Source organism: Dryocola boscaweniae (assembly GCF_025215095.1).
Lineage (GTDB): Bacteria > Pseudomonadota > Gammaproteobacteria > Enterobacterales > Enterobacteriaceae > Dryocola > Dryocola boscaweniae.
Window position 1 is genome coordinate 100,175 of sequence record NZ_JALHAP010000071.1, and the last position, 19,859, is coordinate 120,033.

General features: G+C 54.2%; 22 protein-coding genes. 15 read left to right on the top strand and 7 right to left on the bottom strand.

What is annotated here, in order from left to right:
- Window positions 1–21: 21 nt before the first annotated feature.
- The gene (locus MUA00_RS04550; protein ID WP_271121805.1) at window positions 22–348 is read right to left on the bottom strand and encodes a DUF2755 family protein; all 327 of its coding nucleotides are present in this window, start codon (window positions 346–348) and stop codon (window positions 22–24) included.
- Between the two features lie 267 nt (window positions 349–615).
- On the opposite strand from MUA00_RS04550, the gene MUA00_RS04555 reads away from it, so the two are divergent.
- The gene (locus MUA00_RS04555) at window positions 616–846 is read left to right on the top strand and encodes a DUF2754 family protein (RefSeq protein WP_271121806.1); all 231 of its coding nucleotides are present in this window, start codon (window positions 616–618) and stop codon (window positions 844–846) included.
- A 1-nt stretch (window position 847) separates the two neighbouring features.
- Here MUA00_RS04555 and ddlA read toward each other — a convergent pair whose 3' ends face one another.
- Window positions 848–1,948, bottom strand: a complete 1,101-nt coding sequence (gene ddlA, locus MUA00_RS04560) for a D-alanine--D-alanine ligase (RefSeq protein ID WP_271121807.1) — start codon at window positions 1,946–1,948, stop codon at window positions 848–850.
- Window positions 1,949–2,081: 133 nt separating this feature from the next.
- Between ddlA and MUA00_RS04565 the strand changes: the two genes are divergently transcribed.
- From MUA00_RS04565 to adrA, 6 genes are all read left to right on the top strand, one after another.
- The gene (locus MUA00_RS04565) at window positions 2,082–2,780 is read left to right on the top strand and encodes an extensin-like domain-containing protein (RefSeq protein WP_271121808.1); all 699 of its coding nucleotides are present in this window, start codon (window positions 2,082–2,084) and stop codon (window positions 2,778–2,780) included.
- A 75-nt stretch (window positions 2,781–2,855) separates the two neighbouring features.
- On the top strand, window positions 2,856–4,073 hold the full coding sequence (locus MUA00_RS04570) for a multidrug efflux MFS transporter (protein WP_271121809.1): 1,218 nt from the start codon (window positions 2,856–2,858) through the stop codon (window positions 4,071–4,073).
- A 263-nt stretch (window positions 4,074–4,336) separates the two neighbouring features.
- The gene (gene iraP, locus MUA00_RS04575; protein WP_271121810.1) at window positions 4,337–4,597 is read left to right on the top strand and encodes an anti-adapter protein IraP; all 261 of its coding nucleotides are present in this window, start codon (window positions 4,337–4,339) and stop codon (window positions 4,595–4,597) included.
- A gap of 91 nt (window positions 4,598–4,688) precedes the next feature.
- Window positions 4,689–6,104 carry an alkaline phosphatase gene (gene phoA, locus MUA00_RS04580; protein WP_271121811.1) on the top strand — a complete coding sequence of 472 codons (1,416 nt, stop codon included), beginning with the start codon at window positions 4,689–4,691 and terminating at the stop codon, window positions 6,102–6,104.
- Window positions 6,105–6,205: 101 nt separating this feature from the next.
- Window positions 6,206–6,523, top strand: a complete 318-nt coding sequence (locus tag MUA00_RS04585) for a PsiF family protein (protein ID WP_271121812.1) — start codon at window positions 6,206–6,208, stop codon at window positions 6,521–6,523.
- Window positions 6,524–6,613: 90 nt separating this feature from the next.
- Window positions 6,614–7,732 (top strand): diguanylate cyclase AdrA, encoded by a 1,119-nt coding sequence (adrA, locus tag MUA00_RS04590; protein ID WP_271121813.1) that lies wholly within the window; start codon window positions 6,614–6,616, stop codon window positions 7,730–7,732.
- A gap of 103 nt (window positions 7,733–7,835) precedes the next feature.
- On the opposite strand, the gene proC is transcribed toward adrA, so the two are convergent.
- A complete protein-coding gene (gene proC, locus MUA00_RS04595) occupies window positions 7,836–8,645 on the bottom strand; it encodes a pyrroline-5-carboxylate reductase (RefSeq protein WP_271121814.1) in 810 nt (269 codons plus the stop codon).
- Window positions 8,646–8,740: 95 nt separating this feature from the next.
- Here proC and MUA00_RS04600 point away from each other — a divergent pair, with 95 nt between their 5' ends.
- From MUA00_RS04600 to MUA00_RS04610, 3 genes are read left to right on the top strand one after another with little or no spacing between them, the layout of a single operon-like run.
- On the top strand, window positions 8,741–9,256 hold the full coding sequence (locus MUA00_RS04600; protein ID WP_271121815.1) for a hypothetical protein: 516 nt from the start codon (window positions 8,741–8,743) through the stop codon (window positions 9,254–9,256).
- A 9-nt stretch (window positions 9,257–9,265) separates the two neighbouring features.
- Window positions 9,266–9,721: a DUF421 domain-containing protein gene (locus MUA00_RS04605; protein ID WP_271121816.1), complete on the top strand. Its 456-nt coding sequence runs from the start codon at window positions 9,266–9,268 to the stop codon at window positions 9,719–9,721.
- On the top strand, window positions 9,721–10,182 hold the full coding sequence (locus MUA00_RS04610) for a YaiI/YqxD family protein (RefSeq protein WP_271121817.1): 462 nt from the start codon (window positions 9,721–9,723) through the stop codon (window positions 10,180–10,182). Before MUA00_RS04605 ends, MUA00_RS04610 begins: the two co-directional genes overlap by 1 nt.
- Here the strand turns inward: MUA00_RS04610 and MUA00_RS04615 are convergent.
- On the bottom strand, window positions 10,179–10,862 hold the full coding sequence (locus tag MUA00_RS04615; RefSeq protein ID WP_271121818.1) for a DUF2076 domain-containing protein: 684 nt from the start codon (window positions 10,860–10,862) through the stop codon (window positions 10,179–10,181). The genes MUA00_RS04610 and MUA00_RS04615 overlap by 4 nt on opposite strands.
- A 354-nt stretch (window positions 10,863–11,216) precedes the next feature.
- Between MUA00_RS04615 and aroL the strand changes: the two genes are divergently transcribed.
- The 4 genes from aroL (at window position 11,217) to ppnP (ending at window position 13,308) form a co-directional block, all read left to right on the top strand.
- Complete coding sequence (gene aroL, locus MUA00_RS04620) at window positions 11,217–11,741, top strand: shikimate kinase AroL (protein WP_271121819.1); 525 nt, start codon at window positions 11,217–11,219, stop codon at window positions 11,739–11,741.
- Between the two features lie 44 nt (window positions 11,742–11,785).
- Window positions 11,786–11,977 carry a YaiA family protein gene (locus MUA00_RS04625; protein WP_271121820.1) on the top strand — a complete coding sequence of 64 codons (192 nt, stop codon included), beginning with the start codon at window positions 11,786–11,788 and terminating at the stop codon, window positions 11,975–11,977.
- Between the two features lie 278 nt (window positions 11,978–12,255).
- A complete protein-coding gene (locus MUA00_RS04630; protein WP_271121821.1) occupies window positions 12,256–12,933 on the top strand; it encodes an AroM family protein in 678 nt (225 codons plus the stop codon).
- A gap of 81 nt (window positions 12,934–13,014) precedes the next feature.
- A complete protein-coding gene (gene ppnP, locus MUA00_RS04635) occupies window positions 13,015–13,308 on the top strand; it encodes a pyrimidine/purine nucleoside phosphorylase (RefSeq protein ID WP_271121822.1) in 294 nt (97 codons plus the stop codon).
- A 90-nt stretch (window positions 13,309–13,398) separates the two neighbouring features.
- Here the strand turns inward: ppnP and rdgC are convergent, their stop codons facing one another.
- On the bottom strand, window positions 13,399–14,310 hold the full coding sequence (gene rdgC / locus MUA00_RS04640) for a recombination-associated protein RdgC (RefSeq protein WP_271121823.1): 912 nt from the start codon (window positions 14,308–14,310) through the stop codon (window positions 13,399–13,401).
- A 126-nt stretch (window positions 14,311–14,436) separates the two neighbouring features.
- On the opposite strand from rdgC, the gene mak reads away from it, so the two are divergent.
- On the top strand, window positions 14,437–15,348 hold the full coding sequence (mak, locus tag MUA00_RS04645) for a fructokinase (protein ID WP_271121824.1): 912 nt from the start codon (window positions 14,437–14,439) through the stop codon (window positions 15,346–15,348).
- A 132-nt stretch (window positions 15,349–15,480) separates the two neighbouring features.
- On the opposite strand, the gene sbcC is transcribed toward mak, so the two are convergent.
- Together sbcC and sbcD are read right to left on the bottom strand one after the other, a co-directional pair.
- Window positions 15,481–18,636 (bottom strand): exonuclease subunit SbcC, encoded by a 3,156-nt coding sequence (gene sbcC / locus MUA00_RS04650; RefSeq protein ID WP_271121825.1) that lies wholly within the window; start codon window positions 18,634–18,636, stop codon window positions 15,481–15,483.
- Complete coding sequence (sbcD, locus tag MUA00_RS04655) at window positions 18,633–19,850, bottom strand: exonuclease subunit SbcD (RefSeq protein WP_271121826.1); 1,218 nt, start codon at window positions 19,848–19,850, stop codon at window positions 18,633–18,635. The genes sbcC and sbcD overlap by 4 nt, the downstream gene beginning before the upstream one ends.
- Between the last annotated feature and the right edge of the window lie 9 nt (window positions 19,851–19,859).

Here is a 19,859-nt window from a genome sequence, read left to right on the forward strand (position 1 = left end):
GTAAAGCCCTCGCGTGAGGGCTTAATAATAGTGGCGGTGACGATATTTAACCGCGAGGCCAATCACGCCAAGGAACATGCAGCCCAGCAGGAACGGCACCAGGCCGAATACGGTGCTGACCGCAAGCCCCATTTCGATGCGTGGGCGGGTTGCGTCGTTGCCCTGCGCCAGATGTTCCAGCACGCCGGGGGCATGAACCAGTAAATTCAGTATCTGGCTGCCGACCCAAAAACAAAACAGAATAAAGACCGCGTAAGCGATATTGCTCAGCGTCGCGCCACCTGTTTTGGTGGTGGAAACGGTAATCGTTGCGGGGACAACATGTTTCGACAAAGTGATATCAGTCATTATGACCTCCCATAAAACCGAAACGCCAATCAGGTTTCCGCCCGATAATTGCAGCAAGTTTGGCAGGTCATAAGGTTTGTCAATATCAGATTGTTGGTAATTTCAGCGCAGGAATCCTCCTGGATTTGCATTTTTTGCGTTAAATCACAATTCTGTAACTTAAATGAAATTTTTGTAACATTATCCCGATTGACGTCTATTAACGTGCAGTTTCTCGCCGCGGGCTGTGCGACAATGCGGCAACTTTTTTTCCTGACGGACGGCATCATGACTGCGAAAACCCTGAGCTTAAAAATGCGTCGCGACTGGCACTACTATGCCGTGGCGATTGGCCTGATTTTCATCCTCAACGGTGTAATCGGCCTGCTGGGCTTTAAAACGGAAGGCTGGCAAAGCTATGCGGTAGGGCTGGTGACCTGGGTTATCTGTTTCTGGCTTGCGGGGCTTGTGATTCGCCGTCGCCCGGAACCTGTTGAACCGGGCTCGGCAAAAGAATAGCTTAGGCGGTAATTGAGCTCTTAAGGGCGCAGTCTTGCTGATGGCGCTCCAGCGCCAGTTCAATCAGGCGGGTGATAAGCGTCTGGTAATCCAGGCCGCTCGCCTGCCAGAGTTTTGGATACATGCTGATATTGGTAAATCCAGGCAGCGTATTGATTTCATTGATAATCACTTCGTCATCTTCCGTCAGGAACACATCTACGCGCGCCATGCCGCTGCACTCAAGCGCCTGGTATGCGCGCACGGCGATCTCGCGGATCTTATCGTTGATCCCGGCGGAAATATTGGCCGGAACGACAATCTGCGCGCCTTTATCATCAATGTATTTAGTGTCGTAAGAGTAGAAGTCGCTGTTCACCACCACTTCACCGCAGGTGCTGGCCTGCGGGTCGTCATTGCCCAGCACGGCGCATTCAATTTCGCGGCCTTTAATGCCCGTTTCCACCACAACTTTGTTATCGAACTCGAAGGCGAGCGCGACGGCGGTTTCGTACTGCCGATCGTTATTCACCTTGCTTACGCCCACGGACGAGCCCTGATTTGCCGGTTTGATAAACAGCGGCAGGCCGAGTTGTTTTTCCACTTCGGCAAAATTGATTTTGTCGCGGCTGGCGCGGGTGAGGGTAATAAACGGCGCGACGTTCAGCCCGGCATCGCGCAGCAGGCGTTTGGCCACGTCTTTGTCCATGCTTACCGCTGAGCCAAGCACGCCGGAGCCAACAAACGGCAGGTTCGCCACGCGCAGCATGCCCTGAAGCGAGCCGTCTTCCCCAAGCGTGCCGTGAACGATAGGGAAAATAACGTCTACCTGGGAAAGCTGTTGTGCAGAGTTTGAGTCGATTAACTGATGCTGATTCTGGCCCGGCACCAGGGCGACATTTTTCTCGGAACGGTTCAGGGCGATAAGCGCCGGGTTTTCTGCGTGCAGCAGATAGCTGGAGGCGTCGTTAATATGCCACTGGCCCTGCTTATCAATGCCCAGCAGCACTACATCGAACTTCGACTTATCAATGGCGTCGACGATATTCTTTGCCGACTGCAGCGACACTTCGTGTTCTGCCGATTTTCCACCAAACACGATACCAACCCGCAGTTTTGCCATGCCCGAACCCATCCTTAATCATTACGAAGGCGGACAACATACCACGCTCATAATGCGGATTCATGTGCTTCGTGGCCCTTAAAACGTCTCAACTTCTATACTGATTATTCCGTAAACAAATAAGGGCCGCGGAATGGCGAAAGGAGTAAAGACCGTGATTGTCTTAACCGTAACGGCGGTGGCGGCGTTCTGGATTTATGAGCGCCTTCCCCCGCAGTACAACCCCTTTGCGCCTTTGTCCATTGACGATCCGCCGACGCTTGTTACGCGTTACAAACTCCGCCAGATGGCAAACCATCCTGAGGCTTGCCTGGCGTTGTTAAACCAGGCGCAAAAGCGCGAGCAATTGAGCTTCCGAAGCGTTGCGGATGTCGGGGGGAAATGTCCTTTGAACGATGTGGTCAGAGTGCAGAGTTTTGGTGATGTAAAACTCAGCAGCAGCTTTCTTGCCAGTTGTCCGTTGGCGCTGAGCAGCACGATGTTTATTCACCAACGCGCGGTGCCGCAGGCGTTAGCCACTTTTGGCAGCAAATTAACCCGTGTTAATCACCTGGGCAGCTACGCCTGCCGCAATATTTATAATCGCCAGGATGCCCGCCTCAGCGAACATGCAACGGCCGACGCGTTGGATATCAGCGGTTTTGGCTTTGCCAATAAGCAGCAAATCACCGTATTGAAAGGCTGGGATTCAGACGGGCAGAGCGGGGAATACCTGCGATCCGTCTTTGAAAATGGCTGTCCATTTTTTGGCAACGCTCTGGGACCTGACTACAACGCCGCGCACGCCAACCATTTTCATCTGGGCATGCGCGGCTACGGGCTGTGTCGATGAGCTAAATTTGTATGATAAACTCGGCGCCATTCCGCTTCTTTTTGTTTTCACCTCTTTAGAATAAGCGCGCACCGTATGGAATCCTGGAAGGTCAATATTATCTCGGTCTGGTTCGGTTGCTTCTTTACCGGCCTTGCCATCAGCCAAATTCTTCCTTTCCTGCCGCTTTATGTGGAGCAGTTAGGCGTGACCTCGCACGAGGCGCTGTCGATGTGGTCCGGGCTGACGTTCAGCGTGACTTTCCTCGTTTCAGCCATTGTTTCACCGATGTGGGGCAGCCTTGCCGATCGCAAAGGGCGCAAACTGATGCTGCTGCGTGCCTCGCTGGGCATGGCGGTGGCGATTCTTTTGCAGGCTTTCGCCACCAACATTTGGCAGCTCTTTATTCTGCGCGCCGTTATGGGGCTGACCTCCGGTTATATTCCTAACGCTATGGCTCTGGTCGCCTCGCAGGTGCCGCGAGAGCGCAGCGGCTGGGCGCTCAGCACATTGTCTACCGCGCAAATCAGCGGGGTTATCGTCGGTCCGTTGCTGGGCGGCTACATGGCTGACCATCTCGGATTGCGGGTGGTATTTTTTGTTACCGCGGCCCTGTTGATGGTGAGCTTTACGGTGACTTTGCTGTTGATAAAAGAAGGCGGGCGTCCTCGTGTCAGCAAGGCCGAGCGGCTGTCTGGCAAAGCCGTTTTCGCCACGTTGCCTTATCCCTGGCTGATGCTTAGCCTGTTTGTCACAACGCTTGTTATCCAGCTTTGCAATGGTTCGATTGGCCCTATTCTTGCGCTGTTTATCAAACATCTTTCTCCGGACAGCTCAAATATCGCGTTTATGAGCGGCTTTATCGCCGCCGTGCCGGGCATTTCAGCGCTATTTTCAGCGCCTAAACTGGGCAAGCTTGGCGACAGAATCGGCACCGCGCGGGTGCTAATGGCGACGCTTATCTTTTCCGTGGTGCTGTTTTTTGCCATGTCCTGGGTCACATCGCCAATGCAGCTTGCGGTGCTGCGCTTCCTGCTGGGCTTTGCCGATGGCGCCATGCTGCCCGCTGTGCAAACGCTGCTGGTGAAATATTCAAGCGATCAGGTCACCGGGCGGATATTTGGTTACAACCAGTCGTTTATGTACCTGGGCAATGTCGTGGGTCCCCTGATGGGCGCTGGCGTGTCAGCCATGGCGGGTTTCCGCTGGGTGTTTATCGCCACCGCGCTGGTAGTGCTGATTAACGTCTGGCAACTGGGGCTTGCTCTGCGCCGCAAGCGCCAAAAAGATGAGCAACGAAACCTGCGTAGTTAAATAACCCCGTGGCGCATTTAATTTCATACGGTTTTTAATGCTGCTGTTTTGTAGGGAATAAAAAAAGGGCGCTTTTATTATTCCTGTCAAAGGAAAAATGGAATAACACGAGCAGGTTTGGTGTTTATGGAAGGCTATCAGGACTGTATTTTTTGCGTTCAGACACAATATTAAGTTGTCATATAAAAATAGTACCTTTGCCCTCTAGGAAAGCATGAAACGTAATGCTACCGTCATGTTTCAAACCCTCAGGGACATGTGTTATGAAAAATCTTATTGCTGAGTTACTGCTTAAACTCGCCGAAAAGGAAGAAGAGTCAAAAGAGTTCGTTGCACAGATCGAAGCACTGGAAATAGTCGTTACCGCTTTGCTTCGCCGCATGGAACAAAGCGAACAACAGGCGCTGTATACCAGTATTGAGGCGGCTTTGCATGACGCCCGCCCAAAGGGGGAAGTGTCTACTCATGACACACAATTGTTACAGCAATATTTAGAGAAACTGCTAACTCATCCGCGTAGCTGAATCCTTTAAACTGTCATTTTACTGTCATGGAATATTTATATGGTTGCTCTGTTTTTATTTAAGCCTGTAGTTTTTACACGGAGAAAATAAAGTGAAACAGAGCACAATTATTATAACCTTATTCCCTTTGTTACTAAGCGGACCGGCAGTCTATGCGGAAAATATACCTTCGTCTTTAGATTCTCGCGCAGCACAGGGAGATATCACCCAGCCTGGCGGCGCTCGTCGTATTAATAACGACCGGACGGAAGCGCTACGCGCTTCGTTAATCAATAAGCCTGCCAAAAACGTCATTTTGTTGATTGGCGACGGAATGGGCGATTCTGAAATCACCGCCGCGCGTAACTATGCTGAAGGCGCGGGCGGCTACTTTAAAGGGATTGATGCGCTGCCGCTTACCGGCCAGTACACGCATTATTCGCTTGATAAAAAATCTCATAAACCCGATTACGTCACGGATTCCGCCGCCTCGGCAACGGCCTGGAGCACGGGGGTAAAAACCTACAATGGCGCGCTGGGCGTGGATGTAAACGGGAAAGCTCACACCACCATTCTGGAGCTGGCTAAAGCCGCAGGTAAAGCCACCGGCAACGTCTCCACGGCAGAAATTCAGGATGCGACGCCGGCTGCGTTAATTTCGCACGTCACTTCCCGTAAATGCTATGGTCCGACGGCGACCAGCGAACAGTGCGCTGCAAACGCGCTGGAAAACGGCGGTAAAGGCTCTATTACCGAGCAGCTTCTGAATGCGCGGGCCGACGTCACTTTAGGCGGCGGGGCGAAAACCTTCTCTGAAACCGCAAAAGCGGGTGAATGGAACGGTAAAACGCTGCGCGAACAGGCTGACATTCGCGGTTATCAATGGGCAGATGATGCCAGCAGCCTTGCGGCCATCACCGAAGCCAATCAGCAAAAACCCCTGATTGGCATGTTCGCACCGGGCAACATGCCCGTGCGTTGGGAAGGGCCGAAGGCCAGCTATCATGGCAATATCGACAAACCGGCCGTCACCTGTACGCCAAACCCGCAACGTGACGCCAGCGTGCCTTCCCTTGCCCAGATGACGGATAAAGCCATCGAGCTGCTTAAAGGCAACGAAAAAGGTTTCTTCCTGCAGGTAGAAGGCGCATCGATTGATAAACAGGATCACGCCGCCAACCCCTGCGGGCAGATTGGCGAAACGGTCGATCTGGACGAAGCGGTACAAAAAGCGCTGGAGTTTGCCCGTCAGGACGGTAATACGCTGGTGATTGTGACGGCTGACCACGCACACTCAAGCCAAATAGTTGCTCCGGACACCAAAGCGCCAGGGCTGACGCAGGCGCTGAACACCAAAGACGGTTCGGTAATGGTAATGAGCTACGGTAACTCGGAAGGGGAGTCGCAGGAGCATACCGGTACGCAACTGCGTGTCGCGGCTTACGGGCCGTATGCGGCGAACGTCGTCGGGCTGACGGATCAAACCGATCTGTTCTACACCATGAAAGCGGCGATGGAACTGCAATAATGCGCTCAGGGCTACAAATCGTGAATTCTAAGCGCGATTTGTAGCCTTTTTTCTCTGCGCGAGCCAGGCTTAAAGCGCCACATAATAAGAAGGATGGTGCTATGAAAATTGCCTTAATAATGGTGTTACTGGCAGGCGTTGTGGGCCATGCTGCTGCGGCAGACAGAGCCATGACTCCCCAGCAACAGCGCATGACTTCGTGTAATCAACAGGCCACATCGCAGACCCTGAAAGGGGACGAGCGTAAGGCCTATATGAGCAACTGCCTGAAGAACAGCCAGTCCGCTCCTGGCGAAAAAAGTCTCACGCCGCAACAGCAAAAAATGAAAGCCTGTAACGCTGAGGCGGGCAAGCAAACGCTGACCGGCGAGGCGAGAAAAACATTCATGAGTAACTGCCTGAAAAGACAGGTGCGTTAGTTCCAATGGGTGAGCCAGCCCGTTGGCTCACCCGAAAAATCATACTTCCCTCCGTTCACCCCTCTCTATAATTAGCGCAAATGTTTCAGAATGTTCCTAATAATTATGAGTGATGATCACGGTTTCAGCAGATGGTTTTACGGCAGGTCTAAGGATTGCCCGACACACCTCAATGAAGACAGGCATCGCTCAGCGCGGCGATTTGCCCGACGAGTCTATTTACCCAGAGTTATCGGCCTTGCGACAGGTTTCTTCTGCGTCGCCTCCGTGCTTGTCATGCAGCCTCTGTCCGGCTGGTGGTGGCTACTGCTGGTGGCGAATGGTTTTATCTGGCCCCACTTTGCCTGGCAGGTGGCTGACCGGTCATCCGATCCCGTCCGTGCTGAAATTCGCAACCTGATGGTGGACTCTTTTATGGGCGGCGTGTGGATCGCGGCGATGGGCATCAATGCGCTGCCTTCAGCGCTGATTGTGGCCATGATGGGCATGAATAATATCGGCTGCGGCGGCGTAAAGCTGTTTGTATGCGGCCTGGCGGTGCTGAGCGGCGCATGCGTGGTAACGCTTGGCCTGATGCATATCCCGCTAAATCTGGAAACCATGCCTTCGCAGGTCTGGATTTGCATGCCGCTGCTGATTATCTATCCCATTTATTACGGCCTGGTCAGCTACCGGACGGCAATAAAACTCGCCGAGCACAAGCGGCGTTTGATGCAGCTAAGCACGCGGGATGGCATGACGGGCGTATACAACCGTCGCCACTGGGAGCATTTGCTGCACGGGGAGTATGAAAACTGCCAGCGTTATCAGCGCAATGCCACTTTATTACTTATCGATATCGATCACTTTAAATCCATCAACGATACTTTTGGGCACGACGTGGGCGACGAAGCGATCCTTGCGATCACCGAGCATTTACAGCTTACTTTGCGTGTTACGGACGTGGTGGGGCGGTTCGGCGGAGATGAGTTCGGCGTGATCATGTCCGGCACGCCGCAGGAAAGCGCGATCCAGGCGATGATACGTGTTTGCGAACACCTTGATACTTTTCGGCTGCCGTGCGCGCCGCAGGTCAATCTGCAGGTCAGCGTAGGCGTGGCTGAGTTTGATCATCAGATGACCAGCTATCGAGAATGGCTAAAAGCCGCAGACGTCGCGCTTTATAAAGCAAAAAACGCCGGGCGCGGACGCATCGAAGCCGCAGCCTGACGGAGTTTGCTTTGTAAAGGAGGACGCTGAAACAACGTGGGGCGGATAAGCGCAAGCGTTATCCACCGTTGACGGCGAGTGCGCTTACCCGCCCTCGAAAAGATTATGACTTACCCAATTGTTCAGACTTAGCCATACACTTCACCATCGCTTCCATCACCGCTGCGCGGAAGCCTTTCTCTTCCAGCACTTTTACCGCTTCAATGGTGGTGCCGCCTGGCGAACAAACCATGTCTTTCAGCTCGCCCGGGTGCATACCGGTTTCCAGCACCATCTTCGCGGAGCCCATCACGGCCTGCGCTGCAAACTGATAGGCCTGTTTACGCGGCATTCCGCCCAGCACCGCGGCGTCCGCCATCGCTTCGATAAACATAAATACATAGGCCGGGGAAGAACCGCTGACGCCCACCACGGGGTGGATCATCGCTTCGCTGACGACTTCGGCCCGGCCAAAGCTGCGGAAAATATTTACCGCGTCGGCGATATCTTCCGGACTGACCAGCGCGTTTGGCGTGATGGAGGTCATACCGGCATTCACCAGCGCTGGCGTATTGGGCATGGCGCGGATGATTTTACGGTCGTGGCCCAGCGCCGTTGCCAGCGAGTCGAGGGTAACGCCTGCGGCAATGGAGATAATCACCGTCTCTTTATTGAGGCTGGAAGTGATTTCACCCAGTACTTTTAACATCACATTAGGCTTTACCGCCCCAAAAACGATATCAGCAATCTGCGCGACTTCCTGGGCGCTTTGCGCAGGATTGATGCCATATTCCTGACGCAGCGCTTCCACTTTGTCCGGTGACGGCGTGTAAACCCAGATATTGCCGGGCTGCACCTGCCCGCTGGAGATTAAGCCTCCGAGGATCGCTTTACCCATATTGCCGCAGCCAACAAAACCAATTTTCTTGTCCATTGTGTCACTCCGCTGTCTGTGAGGTTTGATGGACTATAGCTTAACGCGCTTTCAGGCGAATCGGCTACGCTTAAGCAAAACAGTGGGAGGAGCCGATGGCAAAACGTGTACCCGACGAATACGCTGGCCGCACTTATCCGGTGGAAGAGGATATGCGCTGGCAGCTCAAAGAGTGGAGTCTGGAGAAATGGGGCGCTCGCTGCCTGATGGCGCTGGTGGCGCTTGCATTAATGGGGGCGTTTTCGGACGGCTGGCTTAGCCAGACCACGACAGCTAACCCGGATGGAACGCTAAGCGTGGAGCATCAGCGAATAATGCGCGCTATGAGCGACGAGAATTTTACCCTGCGCGTTAAACTCGACACGGGCCAGCCTACCGTGCTGACGCTGGGACAAGATTTTATGGACAACTTTGAGATTCAAAACCTTCATCCTCAGCCGTTCATTACCCATACAAGCCTGCATGAAATGGTGCTGACCTGGCCTGCAAATTCGGGAAAAGAACAGGCGCTTTGGCTGACGGTTCAGCCGCAGTCTGCCGGACATTTTACCTCTACCATCAGGCTTAAAGGCGCTGAACCGGTGACCTTAAGCCAGTGGGTATTACCTTAAGGAGAAGTTATGGATAACGTACTGCGCGCGGCCGGGATGTACGTTCTGCTGATGATCGTGCTGAAAATCGCCGGGCGACGCACGCTGCTGGAAATGACCTCGTTCGATTTTATCCTGCTGCTTATCATCAGTGAGGCGACGCAACAGGCGCTGTTGGGCAATGATTTTTCATTTACCGGCGCGGCGATTACCATTATTACGCTGATTGCGCTCGATATTATATTCAGCAAAATTAAAGGCCGCTTTCCAAAAGTGGAGCTGTTTATCGACGGATCGCCGCTGATCCTCGTGGAGTATGGCCGTCCTCTGGAAAAGCGGATGAGCAAGGCGGGGATTAGCGCCGACGATATACTTTCGTCCGCGCGCATAACCCAGGGGCTGGAACGTATGGATCAGATAAAGTTTGCCATTCTGGAAAAGAACGGCAAGATCGCCATCATTCCCGCAGAAGATCAGGAGTCGTAATGCAAATCTGGGTGGATGCCGACGCGTGTCCAAAAGTTATCAAGGAAGTGTTGTTTCGCGCCGCGGAGCGCGCGCAGATTATGGTGACATTGGTTGCCAATCAGGGCCTGAAAATACCCCCTTCGCGCTTTATTCGCAGCCTGCAGGTTGCGACAGGGTTCGACGTTGCGGATAACGAAATTGTGCGCCGTTGCGAAAGCGGCGATCTGGTGATTACCGCTGATATTCCGCTGGCCGCCGATGTTATTGAGAAAGGCGCCGTGGCGTTAAATCCACGCGGCGAACGCTATACGCCGGCAACGATTCGCGAGCGATTAACCATGCGTGATTTTATGGATACCCTGCGTGCAAGCGGCGTACAGACGGGCGGGCCGGACAGCCTGAATCAGCGCGACCGCCAGCAGTTTGCCAACGAGCTGGAAAAATGGCTGCTGGTAGCGGCGCGGGCCAAAAAAGCTTAAATCAGATTGTCATCGTCGTTACCCAAATCGTCATTGCCGATATCGCCATAGTCATTTGTGTCGTCCTGCGGCAGGCCCGCATCCTGATTCAGGAACTGGCTGTCTTCCGCCTGGTTATAGTCGTCAACCGCGTTGATTGCGGCGTTATCGGTCGGCTGTGCGGGTTCGTTGATGATGTTCACCAGTTCTTCAGGCTGCGTATGATGGAACATGCTGGTCAGCATATCCGCCATAATTACGCCTCCGGCTACGCCCGCAGCCGTCTGTAGCGCGCCGGCCATAAAGCCATTGCCGCCGCGCGGCGTAGTGTAGCCCGGCGCCGTTTGCGGCGCGTTGTAACCGCCCGGCGCCACGCTCTGATAAGGTTGCGTACCTGCGGCAGGTGAAGAACCGGAACCGAACAGGCCAGCAAGAAATCCGCCGCTGCTTTGTTGCTGGCGGGAAGCATGCTGTAGCTGCGCCACCTGGCCTTCCAGCCCCTGAATACGGCTATTGAGCTGTTTCAGGGCGGCTTCCTGAATCAGGATCGTTTGCGCCATGTAGTAGGCTGCGCCCGGAAGCTGCGCCAGATGTCGCTCAATAAGCTGCTCTGCGGCGGCATCGCGTGGAGTACTGTTTTCTTCAGCCTTTTTCAGGCGGCCAAAAAGCCCGTCAATCAGACGTTGCTCTTCAGATTGCATGGTTCATACCTCTGTCATCATGGGTTCTCACTATTCAGTCTGGATCAGAATGGCAGCATGTAAAATGGCGCGAGGGTAAAGCTGTGCGCAATTGTGTTACTGAATCCCAGGTTCTTTGGGGTTGTTTTTCACTGAGGCTTTCAAGTAAGGTGGCGCTCAGATTCGCTGGTAGATTTCCTTTACATCGCGCAGGCCTGTAACTGCACGCTTTGGTGTAACTATCATGTAGCGAAAATGTTTTAACGTAACGATTTCTTTACGCCTGTTCTGCGTACTAGCTAGCTGGTATGATAGACGCGTTTTTGATGTATTTGTTTGTTACCACCCAGGCTTACTGCTGAGGATTAGCCCCTGATGACTCAACCCATATTTCTGGTCGGCGCGCGCGGCTGCGGTAAAACCACTGTAGGCGTAGCATTAGCGCAGGCTCTGGATCGCGGCTTTGTCGATACCGATAATTATCTGCTGACCCGCACCAACATGAGCGTAGCGGATATTGTGGCGCAGGAAGGGTGGGATGGTTTTCGCGCTCGCGAAACGCAAGCGTTGAAAAGCGTGACCGCGCCGGACGTGGTCGTTGCTACCGGCGGCGGCATGGTGCTGGCAGAAGGTAATCGTCAGTTTATGCGTGAGCAGGGCGTGGTCATCTATCTGCGCGCGCCAGCCCAGATTCTGGCGGACCGGCTGGAAGCTTTTCCGGAAGAGGGACAGCGCCCAACTTTAACCGGCAAGCCCATCACCGATGAAATCGTTGAAGTACTGGCCGCCCGGGAAGCTTTGTATCGTCAGGCCGCCCATCACGTTATTGATGCTTCCCACGCGCCGGATGCGGTTGTCGACGCGGTGCTTGCCGCTTTGCATATGGCTCGGGCGAGCTGAATTTTGTCTATACTTAACGCTCATCCACGACTGAAGGAAGAGTGATGGCGACCAAACCTCCTTACCCGCGAGTTGCACGAATAGTCGAAGTCCAGAAAGGTTCGCAAACCCAAACTGTTACCTGGTATCAACTCAGGGCTGACCATCCCCACCCGGATACGCTTATCAGCGAACATGAGTCCGAGTCCGAAGCGCTGGATGCAAAACGGCGTTATGAAGACCCGGATAAAACTTGATCCAGGCAGGCAAGGATGCCGAAAACCCGCCAAGACTTTTCTCAAATATCCCATGCTGACCGTGTTATCACATTTTTTATCCTCTCCTAAGTTAAAAAATCATTACGATAATGTTGTGTGACAGTATCGTTGAGGTTTTGTTAGAGATTCAGCGCTGCTCTTGCGATAAGCTGCCAGGCTTTATGATTAATTATTAAGCGACCCTGCGGCCAGCATCAACGAGTGAGAATAGTGTCAGCGCAGCAAACGGGGCTGATACGGATAGAGGCGAAAAGAAAATGAAACCAGCATTAGCCATTCTCACCATCGGTGTGGTTCCGGTCAGTGAAATTCTGCCGCTGTTAACCGAGCATATTTCTGAAGACAGAATCAAACATGTCATGCTGCTGGGCAATATGTCCCGGGAAGAAGTCATAGCGGAATTTGGCCCGGAGCAGGGCGAAGAAGAAATCCTTACCTTACTTGCAGACAAAACCCTGGCTCACGTCGGCAAAAGAAAGGTGGAACAGGCGCTGCAGGGCGTAATAAAGCTTCTGGACAGGCAGGAGTATGATGTGATCCTGCTGATGAGTACGGAGCGGTTCAACGGCCTTGTCGCCCATAACGGCATACTGCTGGAGCCGGAGCGCATCATCCCCCCGCTGGTGGCGTCTATCGTCGATGGTCATCAGGTAGGCATTATTTTACCTGTCCCTGAGCTTCTGAAATCACAGCATAAAAAATGGCAGCAACTGGAAAAAACGCCGCTTTACGAGCTGGCTAATCCCGTGCACGGCACGGACGAGGATTTGCTTAACGCCGGAAAGAAATTGCTGGCGGAGGGCGCGGATGTGCTGGTTCTGGATTGCCTTGGCTTTCACCAAAAACATCGCGATATGCTGCAAAAAGCGCTTGATGTGCCGGTATTATTATCGAACGTGCTGATTGCGCGTTTAGCCTCGGAATTGCTCGCCTGACGGCGGGCAACAATTTGCGTGACAGGCTCAAGCGTTGCCCTCTATATTGTTTTTCTGAACATTTTTTAAAAGGACCAGTCCATGCTTCAAAGTAATGAGTACTTCTCGGGCAAAGTGAAATCCATTGGTTTTACCAGCAGCAGCACGGGCCGGGCAAGCGTCGGGGTGATGGCGGAAGGGGAATACACCTTCGGCACTGCGCAACCTGAAGAAATGACCGTGGTAAGTGGCGCACTGCATGTGTTGCTGACAGGGGAAACCGAGTGGAAAACCTATACGGCGGGGCAGGTATTTAACGTGCCGGGCCACAGCGAATTCTATCTGCAGGTAGCGGAACCAACCTCTTATCTTTGCCGTTATCTGGCTGATAAATAAGATGACAGCGGCGGATGGCGTGTAGGTTTATCCACCCTGTAACGACTATTCGTAGGGCGGGTAAGCGCAGGCGCCACCCGCCGCTTTGTTTTAACGCTGTGCTTCTCCGCCCAGCGCTTCTACCAGATTCTTAATCAACGCCGCCAGTTCGCCGGTCATTAAAATAAAATCTGCGTCAAAACGCTGACCGAAATCTTCGCGGTCGATATCGTCATTCTGTTCACGCAGCGTATCGGCAAACTTCAGGCGTTTAATTGAGCCGTCGTCCGCTACCAGCAACTGGATGCGTTCCTGCCAGTCGAGCGCCAGTTTGGTGACGACTTTCCCGGCTTCAATGTGGGTTGCGATCTCGTCGCACACTAAATCCTGCTGCTTACAGCGAATAACCCCGCCGCCTTCCAGAATGGCTTTCAGCTCGGCTTCATCCATCAACGCAAAGCCTGCTGGCACGTCACCAGAACGCACCCACTCGGTCAGCGTCAGTTCAATAGGTGTCTCCAGCGCCAGCGGCACAACAGGCAGCGATCCCAGACTTTTACGCAGCAAAGCCAGGGTGTCTTCGGCTTTTTTAGCGCTTGCGCAATCAACCATAATTAAACCGTTAACGGTATCGATCCACATCATGGTCTGGCTAAAGCGGCTGAAGGCGCGCGGCAGCAAAGAGTGCAGCACTTCGTCCTTCAGAGAATCTTTCTCGGTTTTCTTCAGCTTGCGGCCCTGATCGGCTTCCAGCTTGCCGATCTTCGCTTCAAGCGCCTGCTTGATAACCGGCGACGGAAGGATTTTTTCTTCTTTGCGGGCGCAAATCACAATTTGCCCGTTATTGGCATGGGTTAATGCATCACTGTGCGAGCCCATCGGTGGCACCCAGCCGGTTTTTGCCATATCCTGGCTACCGCAAGGACTGAACGTGAAGGCGGCTAACTGTTTTTCCATTTCATCCGCTGAAAGCGTGATGTCGCGGCTTAAACGGTAAACCATTAAATTTTTGAACCACAGCATGATTTTTTCCCGGTCAGGTCAGTGAAACGCAGCGGGCATGATAGCGAATCAGCCGCTACGTTTCATTGCTTAAACGGTGCTGTACTTCTACTCTGTTGATAATGCTCATCAAATGAGGAAATTTTTGTGCGTATAGGCATTGATTTAGGCGGTACCAAAACTGAGGTGATTGCGCTTGCGGACGATGGCAAACAGTTATTTCGCCACCGCCTGCCCACTCCTAAAAATGATTATCAGCAAACCATTGGCACTATCAAAGAGCTTGTGCGCCTGGCCGAAGAGGCTACGGGCGAACGCGGCACCGTGGGCCTCGGCATTCCGGGGTCTATTTCGCCTTACACCCGGGTTGTGAAAAATGCTAACTCAACCTGGCTCAACGGCCAGCCGTTTGATAAGGACCTTTCGGATGCGCTGCAACGCGAAGTCCGGCTGGCGAATGACGCGAACTGCCTCGCCGTTTCCGAAGCCATTGATGGCGCGGCGGCGGGCGCGGGCATTGTCTTCGCGGTGATTATCGGAACGGGCTGCGGCGCAGGCATCGCCATCAATGGCCGCAGCCTGATCGGCGGTAACGGCACGGCGGGAGAGTGGGGCCATAATCCGCTCCCGTGGATGGACGAAGACGAACTGCGTCATCGCGAAGAAGTGCCTTGTTACTGCGGAAAACAGGGCTGCATTGAAACCTTTATTTCCGGCACCGGTTTTGCCACCGACTACCAGCGCCTGAGCGGCACAAAGCTTAAAGGCACCGAGATTATGCATCTCGCCGAACAGCAGGACCCCGTAGCAGAGCTGGCCATCAGCCGCTACGAAACGCGTCTGGCTAAATCGCTCGCCCACATCGTCAATATTCTTGACCCGGATGTGATCGTGCTTGGCGGAGGGATGAGCAATGTTGAGCGGCTGTATAAAACGGTGCCGCAGTTGGTAAAACCGTGGGTATTTGGCGGTGAGTTTGAGACGCCGGTTCGCAAGGCGGTTCACGGTGATTCCAGCGGCGTGCGCGGTGCGGCCTGGCTTTGGCCGCTGGAGAAATGACAGGTGGTGGATGGCGCGTGCGCTTATCCACCCTACGAAAGGAAAAGGCAGGTCGGAGGCGCGTACGCTTATCTCCCATGCGAAAGGAGAACGTAGGTCGGATAAGCGTTAGCGCCATCCGACACTATCAAATCACCCTACAGAAAATTCCTTCGCCAGTCGGCTAACGCCCAGCCCGTTGATCTTCTTAACTTTGATCTGCACCGGGATGCGCTCTTTCATCGCTTCCACGTGGCTAATCACGCCAATGGTTTTCCCGCTCGCATTCAACGTGTCCAGCGCATCCAGCGCCGTATCCAGGGTTTCGGCATCCAGGGTGCCAAATCCTTCATCAAGGAACAGCGAGTCGATGCGGGTTTTATGGCTCACCAGATCGGACAAGGCCAGCGCCAGCGCTAAGCTCACCAGGAAACTCTCTCCGCCCGAAAGCGTGCGCGTGTCGCGAACCGCATCCGCCTGCCAGGTATCGACCACCTGCAGCTCCAGCGCTTCGCTGTCTTTACGCTGCAATAAATAGCGGCCATGCAGGCGATTAAGCTGGTTATTGGCAAGCCATACCAGGTTGTCGAGCGTCAGTCCCTGGGCGAACTTACGGAACTTATCTCCTTCCCTTGAGCCGATCAGCGCGTTGAGATAGCCCCAGTCTTCCACCTGCTGCTGACACTCAGCGATTGCCTGCATCAGCCCCTGCTGGCGCTGGCGGTTATCCTCGTCGTGACGTAGCTGCTGCTGGATTTGCCCCTGCTGCGTAGCATTGTCGCGCAGTTGGTGATTCACCTGCTGGAGCCGGTCCTGAAGGGCTGAGAGTTCTGCATCCTCTGCAAGCGTTTGCGGACGGGCTGACTGATGTTGCGCGAGCGCCTTTTCCGCCTGCTGACAAAGAATCGTCTGCTGCTGATGCTGTTGCTCAAGCTGCTGTTTTTTCGCTTCAAGCCGCAGGCGTTCGCTCTCATCAAGTAAGGCCGCCTGGAAAGCGACGGCGTCTGCGAAGGGGCTGGCTGCCAGCGCGCTCAGGAACTGTTCGTTTGCCTGAGCAACACGGGCCTCTTCCTGCTGGCGTTGCTGCTGCAACGTTTTCCATTCGCTTTCGAGGGAAACGCAGTCGCTATGCAGGCTATGCCAGTTTTGAAGCGCAAGGTTTTGCTCATTCTCAGACAGCGACGGCGACGCGGTGCCATCGTCAACAAAAGCCGTTAACACGCTATCCAGCGTGCTGAGCTGCTGCTGTAAATGTGGAAGCTGTTCGTGATGCTGCTGCCACTGCTGCGATTCCTGCAGGCGTTGCGCCAGCCAGCTATTTTCTTCGCCGTGAGCCGGGTGCTGCAAGCCCGTTTTTTCCAGGGCCACGCTCAGGTCATTGCGTCCTGAGGCAATCTCAGATTCAAGCCTGGCGTACTGAAGCTGAGCCTTAGCTAGCTGTTCTTCCAGCATAATTCGCTGGCTGAGCTGATTTAGCTGCTGTTCGCGCAGCTCTTCATTTTCAAGCCATTGATTAAGATCGTCCTCCGGCATCAGCGCCAGTTGCAGCGTGGCGCAAAGCTGCTGCCAGCGGGCGCGCAGGGCGGATTCTTCTTCATCAAGCGCTTTAATTTCGGTGGTGAGCTTCGCGTGCTGCTGACGCTGGGCTTCCAGTAAAGCCCGGGCGGCCGAACCCTGTTCCGCCAGGGCGGAAACCTCTTGTTGAAGCACACTCAGACGCTGCTGGTTTTCACCGGCCTGTAAAGCCTGATATTCCGCAACCGCCGGATGCTGCGTGGAGCCGCACAGCGGGCAGGGTTGCTCGGGCTGCAAACGCGCGCGCTCGGCTTCGAGGCTGACGATGCGCCTTTCCAGTTCACAGATTTTCTCCAGATCGTCCGCGTGCTTACGCTTATCCTTATATTGCTGGCGTTTTAGCGTTAATTCCGCTTCGCCGCTGACCAGAAGCTGGTTGAGCGCCGCGATTTCCTGCTGCTGTTGGTTTTTACGCCTGAGAAGAGAAACGAGCTGCGGCTGTAGCGTAGCAAGCTGCTGGCGCTGAGGACGCGCGGTGACTATCGCCTGTAAATGAGCGCTTACTTCATCAGCATTCAGCGTCAGATTAGCCGGGGGTAAAGCCTGCAGTTTTTGCTGGCTGGCGATGATATCGCGCTGCAAAGTCTGTAGCTGGCCCGTATCACGTTGCTGCTGATTAAAGGCCATGCGCCAGCCGGCCAGTTCAGCCCCCCACAGCCGGAAACGATCGTGCGTTTTTAGCCATTCCTGCAACCGCGTTGTTTCTTCAACTATTTTTGCTGACTGATGAGCCGCGAACAGTCTGGTTTGCTGGCGGCGCTGCGTTGCCTGCTGTAAGCGAGCATTTACTTTATCTGCCTGAACCTGCGTGCTTTGAAGGGCGGTTTGCTGTTCCTGCAAGCGCTGCCAGTGCGGACGCAGTTTCTCGGCCGGTTGAGAGCGAGTCAGCTTTTCAAGCTGCGGGGCCGCTTCCTGCAGGGCCAGAGTTGCACTGGCAAGCGCCTGTTTAGCCTGACTATGCTCATTGCCAAGCTGCCCGAGCTGGCTTAACCATTGCTGATTTAACTGCAGTTTCTGCTGTTCAGCCAGCAAGGTTTTTTCATCAAGAGTAAGCGCCTGCAAACTTGCGTTCAGTTGCTGCTGCTGTTCTTCGCTCAGCAGCGCCACGCTTGCTGCCTGAAGCTGGAGGTTTTCAAGCTGGCCGCGAATGTTTTTGTGATTCTCAAATACGGCGGCGGAAACCGTGCCGTAAATTTCCGTGCCGGTGAGTTCTTCAAGCAGCGAGGCGCGATCGTTAGCATCGGCATTTAAAAAGGCGGCGAACTGCCCCTGAGAAAGCATCATTGAGCGGGTGAAGCGGTCGTAATCCAGACCGGTTAATTTAGCGGTGTACTCAAGTTTGTCTTTGATTTTATCGGCAACAATTTTGCCGGTTTTAACCTCCGCCAGTTCAACGCGCGGCGCCTGGAGATTACCGTTTGCAGCATTTCGCGCCCTGTTCTGACTCCAGAATGCGCGATACGCCACGCCTTTGACCTCAAATTCGACTTCCGCCAGGCATTCGGCGGTATCGCGCGTCATTAAATCGTTTTGCGACTGAGAAACCGTATTCAGGCGCGGCGTCTTATGGTAAAGCGCAAGGCAAATAGCGTCTAAAAGCGTGGTTTTCCCGGCGCCGGTAGGGCCGGTAATAGCGAACAGACCATTGCTGGCGAAAGGTTCCTGAGTGAAGTCTATTTTCCACTCGCCTTTTAATGAGTTGAGGTTTTTCAGGCGCAGGCTGAGGATTTTCATGCTTGTTCCTCGGCTTCATGCAGGCTTGCCACGGTTTGCGCGAACAGGGTGCGCAGGCGTTTGCCGCGCTCTTCGGTTGTTTGTTCCTGCGCCAGGCGGCGCTCAAACACTTCTTCCACGGTCAGTTCGCTCAGGGTTTCTTTGTGGCTTTGGGCAAGCACGCGTTCGCGCTGCTCCCGGCTGCGGCGCAGTAGCACAACTTCAACGGGCAAAGTTTCCGTTAACTGCTGAATATGGCGTTGCGAATCATGCAGATACTCGTCGGTAGCGATTTCGATATCCAGCCAGACTTTCGGTTCGCAGGGCGCGTCCCGCCACCGTTCAAGCTGCCGTTCGATTTCGCTCAGAGAGCCTTTTATCACCGCGAGCGGCTGGCTGACCGGGACGGGCAGAGCGGTAACTTCATGCAGCTTGCCGTCGGCAAACTCCACCAGATACACGCTTTTTGCCTTACCGGTTTCATCAAAACTCAGAGAAATGGGCGAGCCGCTGTAGCGGATATGTTCCGTGCCGCCAATTAGCTGCGCACGGTGGATATGCCCAAGGGCAATGTAATCGGCCGGCGGGAAATTTTGCGCAGGGAACGCATCCAGCGTGCCGATGTAGATATCGCGCACCGCGTCCGTTTTGGTCACGCCTACCGTGGTTAAATGCCCGGTGGCGATGATCGGCAGCTTTTGCTCGCCGCGCGCAGCCAGGGCTGCGGCATGGCACTGCTGATAATGCTCGGTGATGGCTTCCATTAACGAACGCTGTTTTTCGTGTCCGCTAAGACCGGCCCGGCTGCTTTGAATATCACGCGGGCGTAAAAATGGAATCGGGCACAGGATCGCGCCGGGAGCGCCATCTTTCTTGTTGAGCACAAGCGTTTGCTCGCTGACATCGTGGCGGGCGCTGGCGATAACCGACGTATTCAGGCAGGCCAGCAGTTCGCGAGATTCGTTGAGCGTTGCCACGGAGTCATGGTTGCCGGCGAGTACCACAAGCTGGCAGCCGGTAGTTTGCAACTGCACTACAAAGCGATTGTATAGTTCGCGGGCGTAGCTTGGCGGCGAGCCGGTATCAAAAATATCGCCCGCAACGATTATCGCATCCACGTTATGTTCAACGGCCGCCTGCAGCAGCCAGTCGAGAAAAGCCTGGTGTTCCGGCCCGCGGCTTTTGGTGTAAAAGTTCTGACCGAGGTGCCAGTCCGATGTGTGGATAATGCGCATAATCCGTCC